Raw genomic sequence first — 6105 nt, forward strand, 5'->3', positions numbered from 1 at the left:
AAGGGGCCGGCGCTGCTTGCAATGGCAGGCACTTGCGATCGTCGGCCGTCCGACCAATCGGCCTACATCAGGCCGACGATGCTGATCGCCGCCACGCCGTTGTACGGCACGCCGCCCAGGTTGTGGGACAGGCCCAGAGTCGGGTTCTTGAGCTGGCGCTCGCCGGCGCGGCCGAGCAGCTGCAGGTAATGCTCGTAGACCATGCGCAGGCCGGTGGCGCCGATCGGATGGCCGAAGCACTTCAGGCCGCCGTCGATCTGGCAGGGAATCGCGCCATCGGCGTTGTACTTGCCGTCGAGCACGTCCTTCCAGGCCTCGCCGTCGCTGGACAGGCCAAGGTCTTCCATCGTCACCAGTTCGGTGACCGAGAAGCAGTCGTGTACCTCGATCTGGCTCAGGTGCTTGCGCGGATCGTCGATGCCCGCTTCGCGGTAGGCGGCGGCGGCGGCCATGCGTGTATTCGGCACGCTGGCGCCATCCCAGTCGCTCATGCCCGACTCGCGGCCGGACGATGACGACAGCTGCAGCGCCTTGATCGTCACCCGATCCTGCTTGCCGAGCGCACGGGCGATCTCCGGCGTGGTGACGATCGCCACCGCCGCACCATCGCTGACGCCGCAGCAATCGAACACGCCGAGCGGCTCGGCGATCATCGGCGCCTTCAGAATGGTGTCCATCTCCACCGCCTTGCGCAGGTGCGCCTTCGGGCTCTTGGTGCCGTTCTGGTGGCTCTTCCAGGACACTGTGGCCAGCGCCCGCTTGAACAGTTCGCGGTCGATGCCGTACTTGGCGCGATAGCCGGCGGCCAGCTGGGCAAAGCCCGCCGGGGCCGAGCAGTACGGCATCCACAGGTCATTCAGCGTGCCCTTGCCGGGTACCGGCAGGCCGCCGTAGCCGGTGTCCTTGAGCTTTTCCACGCCGACCGCCAGCGCGATGTCGACCGCGCCGCTGGCCACCGCGTAGGCAGCGCCGCGCAGCGCTTCGGTGCCGGTGGCGCACATGTTCTCGACGCGGGTCACCGGAATGCCCTGCAGGCGCAGCGCGGTGGCCAGCGGAATCGCCGAATTGCCGACGTTGACCGAGTCCAGCGCCGAACCGAACCACGCGGCCTCGATCTGCGTGCGCTCGATGCCGGCGTCCTTCAGCGCTTCCAGGAAGGCTTCGTTGATCAGCTGTTCGCTGCCGACATCCCAGCGCTCGCCGAAGCGCGAGCAGCCCATGCCGAGGATTGCGACCTTGTCCTTGATGCCCGTTGCCATGTGGTGTTCTCGTGAGTCGTTCGGTCGGCCAGCGTTCAGCGCACCGGCGCGGCTTTCCAGAAATAGCGGCTGTAGTGGCGCTTGCGGTCGCGCGCCTTGACGCGGAACTGCATCGACAGGCGGGTGCCGACCTCCAGTCCCGCGTTGCCGACCTCGACGATTTCCATCAGCAGGCGGGCGCCGACATCGAACTGCACCAGGCCGACGTACAGCGGTGGCGCCAGGTAGAACTGCAGCCAGTCGGCGCTCCAGGTGGCGATCTGGCCGCCCTGGTCGGCGAGGCTGAACGGCGTCTGGGTATCCGAAGCGCCGCAGGACACGCAGTTCGGCAGGCGCGGGAACTGCACGGTGTTGCACGCCTTGCAGAGACCGCCGACGAAGGCGTTGATCTGGTCCGAGGACCGGTAGTGCTGGGTCAGCGCGGCCTTCACGTCCGCCTCGGCGCGCATGCCCCAGTCGAGATCGATCTCGCCTTCGAACGAGGCCATCTTGAGGTACGCGGTTTCCGGAATCCGCGCCGCGATCGACTTCGCCAGCCCCATCGCCGGCTGGTGCGTGCCCTCGCCGCGCTCGAAGGCCAGCACCTCGCAGCCCTGGCCGAACGCGGCGATGATGATCAGATCGCCCGGCTTCGCCTGCTCCAGCGCATGGATCAGCTGCAGCGGCGCATGCGCCGTGCCGCAGTCGCCGACCTGGGCGGCGAGGTCGGGAATCAGCCGTTCCGGCGCGATGCCGAGCGACTTGGCGACCAGCTTGTCGGAGCCGCCGGGTGCGCCGGCCAGCCCGAACCACTGGACATCGCCAGCGGACTTGCCGAGCTTGGCCAGCAGCTTCTTGGTGGCGGCCGGCACCGCACGCGATACGCCTTCGTCGCGGATCCAGCGCTCTTCCCAGAAGTAGTCGTGCTTCTCGCCGGCGGCGCGGAAGTGATCGACGAACAGGTGGGTGACCGATTCGCGGCCCAGATAACGCGCGATCCCGGCATCGTCGCCCACCTGCAGTGCCGCAGCGCCGGCGCCGAACTGGAATTCCTGCACGCTGCCCGGCTTGGCCGAACGGCGATCGGCGGCGACCACCAGCGTGTCGCCGTCGCTGGTCGATTCCAGCGCCTGGGCCAAGGCCGACAGACCGGCGCGCAGATTGCCGCTGGTGTCGTGGCAGGAAGTTGACGGCGGCAGGTCGACTGCGCTGGCGACGATCGCCGCGTTCAGCAGGTCGGCGAACGGGGCCGTGGTCGAGGCCAGCGACAGTGCCGCCGGACGGCTGCGGCCGTTGTCGCGCAGGCAGTCGCGGGCGGCGGCCACGGCCAGGGTGATGGCGTCTTCATCCCAGCTGCACAGGGCACGCTCGCCCTTGCCCTGCGCCTTCAGGCCGGGCAGCGCCCAGGCATGCGCATCGGCGATCGCCGCGCGGCTCATTCGCAACCGGGGAATCCAGGCACCGTACGATGCGATACCTTTCCTGTGCTGACTCAAGACCCTGTCTCCGGACTATGTGGCGCAAGCCGATCGCGGAGACGAATGGTCGTCGTCGGCGCGATTGTTTTTCGATATTAATACGGTACCATACTATTATCGCGCAGCTCCAGAACCGCCCCGCCGAAGCCGCTGCTTTCGGGGGCGCCGGCAACCGATGCGCGCCACTGCCCCACGCCCGAACCGATCATGAAATCTCTTTTGTTTGTGCCGGCTGACAACGAGCGCAAGCTCGCCAAGGCGGTTGCCTGCGGGGCCGACGCCCTGGCCTTCGATCTGGAGGATTCGGTGCTGCCGGCACGCAAGGCCCTGGCCCGGCAGATGCTGGTCGACTACCTGAAGACCTATGCCGGCAGCAGCGAGGTGTGGATCCGGGTCAACGATCTGGCATCGGGGGAAACGCTGGCCGATCTCGCCGCCGTGATCGGCAGCGGCCCGGTCGGCATCGTGCTGCCGAAGATCTTCGGCCCGGAATGCCTGGAGCGGGTCAGCCACTATCTGGACATGGCCGAAATTGCGGCCGGCCGGCCGCTGGGGTCGACGGCGATCCTGGCCGTCTGCACCGAAACGCCGGCCGCCGTGCTGCGCATGGGCGAGTTGCTGAAGAAGCCGATCCCGCGCCTGCGCGGCATGCTCTGGGGCGGCGAGGATCTCAGCTCGGCGATGGGCGCCGGTGATCCGCGTGCCGAGGATGGCCGTTGGCGGCCGGTCTACGAACACGCGCGCAGCCAGTGCCTGCTGGCCTGCCATGCGCTCGGCGTCGAGGCGCTCGACACCGTCTACGTCGATTTCCGGAACCCGGACGGTTGCCGCGCCAACAGCCAGGCTGCGCGCTACGACGGGTTCACCGGCAAGATCGCGATCCACCCGGACCAGGTGCCGATCATCAATGCCGCGTTCACGCCGGCCGAGGAGGAGATCGCGTTCGCGCAGCGCGTGATCGCGGCCTTCGACAGCGGCGCCGGTGCCGTGTCGCTCGACGGCAAGATGCTCGACATTCCGCACCTGAAGGCAGCCCGCCGCCTGCTGGCTGCGGCCGGCCGCTGAACCGACAAGAACGACAAGCCGTCACTTCCGAGGAGCCGCCCCGAGATGTCCCGAAAGATCTATCCCGATGCCGCCAGCGCGCTGGCCGGCATCACCTTCGACGGCATGACCGTCATGTCCGGCGGCTTCGGCCTGTGCGGCATTCCTGAAAACCTGATCGAGGCGCTGCGCGATTCCGGGGCGAAGGACCTGACCGTGATCGGCAACAACGTCGGCTGCGATGGCCATGGCATGTGGCGGGTGCTGGCCAACAACCAGATCCGCAAGGTGCTGGCCAGCTACGTCGGCGAGAACAAGATCCTCGAGTCCCGCTACATGAGCGGCGAGATCGAGATCGAGTTCAATCCGCAGGGCACGCTGGCCGAACGCATCCGCGCCGGTGGCGCCGGCATCCCGGCCTTCTACACGCGCACCGGCTACGGCACCAAGGTCGCCGAAGGCAAGGAAACGCGGCAGTTCCCGAATCCGGACGGCACGCTCGACTGGTACGTGATGGAAACCGGCCTGACCGCCGACATCTCGCTGGTCAAGGCCTGGAAGGCGGATACCGAGGGCAACCTCGTGTACCGCAAGACCGCGCGCAACTTCAACCCGATGATCGCCACTGCTGGGCGCATCACCATCGCCGAAGTCGAGGAGATCGTGCAGCCGGGCGAACTTGATCCCGACCAGATCCACACGCCGGGCATCTTCGTGCAGCGGCTGGTGAAGGGCGGGCACTACGAAAAACACATCGAGCGCCTGACCACCCGGCCGCGCCCGACTGCAGGGGAGAACCGGTAATGGCCTGGACCCGTGAACAGATGGCGGCCCGTGCCGCCCGCGAGCTGCGCGACGGCTACTACGTGAACCTCGGCATCGGCATCCCGACCTTGGTCGCGAACATGATCCCGGACGGCATGACGGTCACCTTGCAGAGCGAGAACGGCATGCTCGGCATGGGGCCGTTCCCCTATGAGGGTGACCAGGACGCCGATCTGATCAACGCCGGCAAGCAGACCATCACCGAGCTGCCGCAGACCAGCTACTTCAGCAGCGCCGACTCGTTCGGCATGATCCGCGGCGGCCACATCGCCTTGTCGATCCTCGGCGGCATGCAGGTCTCGGAAAAGGGCGATCTCGCCAACTGGATGGTACCCGGCAAGATGATCAAGGGCATGGGCGGCGCGATGGATCTGGTCGCCGGTGTGCCGCGCGTGGTCGTGGTGATGGACCACCGCGAGAAGGGCGGCGACTCGAAGTTCCTCAAGGAATGCACGCTGCCGTTGACCGGCAAGGGCGTGGTCGACCTGCTGATCACCGACCTCGCGGTGTTCGAGATCGACCGTCGCGGCGGCGGTGTCCGGCTCACCGAACTGGCCGAAGGAGTGACGCTGGACATGCTCCGCGCCTGCACCAGCGCTGACTTCACGGTCGATCTGCAGGGCTGATCCAGCGGCACGCAGGGGGACCCCAACCGGAAGGTGGGGGCACCCCTCTGCCCACTGTTGCATGTTGCGCTGCGGTCAACGGATAGTCCGCCCTCCGCAGAAAACAGCCTGCGGTGCTTGCAATCAGAAAATAATATGGCACCATACGATTGCAGCGATCGGAGACGGGTTCGTCTGCCGATCGCCGGACGGCTGAAATCGACGTGGCCGGTATTCGGTTGCCGTCGAAAATGCTGTTGCGACGCGAAACGTGCGATGACGTGATGACTGCGAGACAGATGGCAACGTCTCGCAGATGACGGTCCTGACACGCTTAAAACATGGGCAATGCGGGAGGAGAACCAGCATGCACGACAACGCTTCTCAGGCTGGGAACAGCACGGGTTCGTGTGCTTGCGTGTTTGTTTCCGGCAAGTGCCGCCGTGTCGAAATCCTGGGTGAACGCGTGATGGTGCGGCATCTGATCATTCGTTCGGAGCCGTACCTAAGGCTGGGGACTCTCCCCCACTCGTAACCAATCTTTGCTCACGCTGTCAGGCGGCCGGAGGCTGCCGTCTGCCCAGCTGCGGTTTCCATCTGGAGGACTAAAACGATGCGCATCAGAAAATACGATTTCGACTTCTCCCGCAGAAAGATGATGGCCAACGTCGCCGCTGGCGTCGGCGGCGGCGTGCTTGCTCCGGTCTGGCCGACCATCGCCGCGACTGGCGAAGTCACCAAGGCCTACCCGGACGAAGTGACGTCGATCGAAGTCAACACCAAGGGCAAGATCAAGGTCGGCGACGAGATCACCGCGAAGAACGTCGAGCACGTCAAGCTGAACCGCCCCGGTTTTCCCGGAGGCCATTTCGATTGAGTCACGCCGCGATGGCGAGCTCTTGGGTTTGTGAATAG

General features: G+C 66.2%; 6 protein-coding genes. 4 read left to right on the forward strand and 2 right to left on the reverse strand.

Going from position 1 to position 6105, the window contains the following annotated elements; genetic code table 11:
• Nucleotides 1–62: 62 nt before the first annotated feature.
• Together ACTIGJ_RS18925 and ACTIGJ_RS18930 are read right to left on the reverse strand one after the other, a co-directional pair.
• A complete protein-coding gene (locus tag ACTIGJ_RS18925) occupies nucleotides 63–1259 on the reverse strand; it encodes an acetyl-CoA acetyltransferase (protein ID WP_439641882.1) in 1197 nt (398 codons plus the stop codon).
• 35 nt (nucleotides 1260–1294) lie between these two features.
• Nucleotides 1295–2677, reverse strand: coding sequence for a 3-oxoacyl-[acyl-carrier-protein] synthase III C-terminal domain-containing protein (locus ACTIGJ_RS18930; protein ID WP_439641883.1), 1383 nt, complete (start codon nucleotides 2675–2677; stop codon nucleotides 1295–1297).
• Between the two features lie 246 nt (nucleotides 2678–2923).
• On the opposite strand from ACTIGJ_RS18930, the gene ACTIGJ_RS18935 reads away from it, so the two are divergent.
• The 4 genes from ACTIGJ_RS18935 to ACTIGJ_RS18950 all read left to right on the forward strand — a co-directional run bounded on the left by ACTIGJ_RS18935 (nucleotide 2924) and on the right by ACTIGJ_RS18950 (nucleotide 6067).
• On the forward strand, nucleotides 2924–3781 hold the full coding sequence (locus ACTIGJ_RS18935) for an HpcH/HpaI aldolase/citrate lyase family protein (protein WP_439641884.1): 858 nt from the start codon (nucleotides 2924–2926) through the stop codon (nucleotides 3779–3781).
• A gap of 45 nt (nucleotides 3782–3826) precedes the next feature.
• A complete protein-coding gene (locus ACTIGJ_RS18940) occupies nucleotides 3827–4564 on the forward strand; it encodes a CoA transferase subunit A (RefSeq protein WP_439641885.1) in 738 nt (245 codons plus the stop codon).
• Entirely contained in the window at nucleotides 4564–5211 is a 648-nt protein-coding gene (locus tag ACTIGJ_RS18945) for a 3-oxoacid CoA-transferase subunit B (protein ID WP_439641886.1), read from the forward strand. Before ACTIGJ_RS18940 ends, ACTIGJ_RS18945 begins: the two co-directional genes overlap by 1 nt.
• A gap of 592 nt (nucleotides 5212–5803) precedes the next feature.
• Complete coding sequence (locus ACTIGJ_RS18950; RefSeq protein ID WP_439641887.1) at nucleotides 5804–6067, forward strand: hypothetical protein; 264 nt, start codon at nucleotides 5804–5806, stop codon at nucleotides 6065–6067.
• Nucleotides 6068–6105: the final 38 nt, after the last annotated feature.

The sequence above is a fragment of the Nevskia sp. genome (assembly GCF_051860985.1).
Taxonomy (GTDB): domain Bacteria; phylum Pseudomonadota; class Gammaproteobacteria; order Nevskiales; family Nevskiaceae; genus Nevskia.